Raw genomic sequence first — 1806 nt, 5'->3', positions numbered from 1 at the left:
GTTGATGTCCTTGAGGACTTCAACCATTCCGTAGGTCTTGCTGATATTGGTAAGTTCTAGTGACACATTATTATCCCTTGACCGCGCCTTGTGTCAGCCCGCGCACGAAAAACTTTCCAGCGACCAGAAACAGCAGCAAAGTTGGCAATGCAGAAATCATCACCGCAGCGATGTTCACATTGTATTCTTTGACCCCATACGAGGAGCCCACGATGTTCTGGACGGCAGCCATGATCGGCTTCTTGCCGGTTTCGCCAAACGTCAGTGCAAACAGGAAGTCGTTGTAGACCCCGGAGAAAACCAGGATGACCGCCACCACGACAATCGAGGGCGAAAGGGGCAAGATGATATGGAAGAAGATCTTGAAGAACCCCGCGCCATCCATTATCGCCGCCTTCACCAGTTCGTTGGGCAAGGTGACGTAATAGTTGCGAAATAACATAGTTGTCAGCGGAATGCCGTAGATTGTATGGATCAGGATCAAACCAAGCGTGGTTCCGAAGATATTGAGCTCACGCAGTGTGATCGCCAAAGGAACCAGAAACAGCTGTAGTGGAATGAAGCTGCCGATTAGCAACAGACCAAACAGGATGTCTGCGCTCCGGCTCCGCCACTTGGCCATCACGTAGCCATTAAGTGCGCCAAACAACACTGCCAGGATCACCGCCGGGATCGCGATTTCGAATGTAGCGATAAAATAGGGGCGAATCCCCTCGCAACTCATGCCTGTGCAAGCACCGGACCAGGCCTTGATCCAAGGCTCGATCGACCAGACCTGCGGCAGTGCAATGATTGAGGAGTTACGCACTTCATCGAGCGGTTTGAACGATGCGACAACCATGACGTAGACCGGTGCCAGGAAGTAGAGTGCAAACAGAAAGAGTGCAGCGTAATAAAAGGCAGAGCGGATTGTGTATCGGAATTTCATGCCTCTTTGCTCCGCAATTCGTAAATGAGATAGGGCAGGATAATCGCGATCATGGTCGCCACCATCACGACGGCACCGGCAGCACCTCGACCAATCTCGCCGCGCTGAAAGAAGTATTCAAAGACATAGCGCGCTGGAACGTCGGAGGCGAAACCAGGCCCACCATTGGTCAGCGCCACCACTACGTCGAAACTGCGCACCACCTGGAACCCTAAGAGCATCACAGCTGTCAGCAACGTGGCCCGAAGCTGCGGAAAGATAATGCTGACATAGACGCGCCAAACCGGAATATTGTCGATTTTGGCGGCCTTCCACAGTTCCACATCCGTCGATTTTATGCCGGACAGAAACAGGATCATAATCAGTCCTGTTCCGTGCCAGATGGCAGCAAACGCCACAGCATAAATGGCGCGGTCGGGTGAAACCAACCAGTCAAACTTGAAGTTTTCGAACCCGGCGTCGCGCACAATCTGCTGAATGCCACTGGTCGGATTGAGCAACCATTGCCACGACAAGCCTGTGACCACCAGCGAGAGTGACATCGGGTAAAGATAGACAGTCCTGAAAAGGGTTTCGCCTTTCGTCAGCCGGTCTAGCAGGACAGCCAGGATGGCTCCCCCTGCTATGCAGCCGAACAGATACAGGCCACCGAAGATGAACATGTTTCTGTAGGCAACCCACCACCGGTGGTCGGCAAACAGCGCCACGAAGTTCTTGGTTCCTATGATGTTATAATCTGGCAAGAACGTTGATTTCGTCGCTGACAGAAAGACCGTGTAGCCGCCAAATCCCCAGATGAAGTAAATCGCGACAACGGCGCTGGGGATCAGAACCAGCAATGCAATTATGTGGTTGGAGGTACTTCGCATCTTGTGGTC

The 1806-nt window shown here is 52.7% G+C and carries 2 protein-coding genes; both read right to left on the bottom strand.

From position 1 onward, the window contains the following. Positions 1-70 precede the first annotated feature (70 nt). Positions 71-928: a carbohydrate ABC transporter permease gene (locus AC1DWF_RS31725; protein WP_476786103.1), complete on the bottom strand. Its 858-nt coding sequence runs from the start codon at positions 926-928 to the stop codon at positions 71-73. Next, positions 925-1806, bottom strand: an 882-nt coding sequence (locus AC1DWF_RS31720) for a carbohydrate ABC transporter permease (RefSeq protein ID WP_476842529.1), incomplete at its 5' end; no start/stop codon positions are given. The genes AC1DWF_RS31720 and AC1DWF_RS31725, both read right to left, overlap by 4 nt.

The organism is Aminobacter sp. P4_D5 (assembly GCF_056401815.1).
This window is presented reverse-complemented; position numbering and strand designations above follow the sequence as displayed.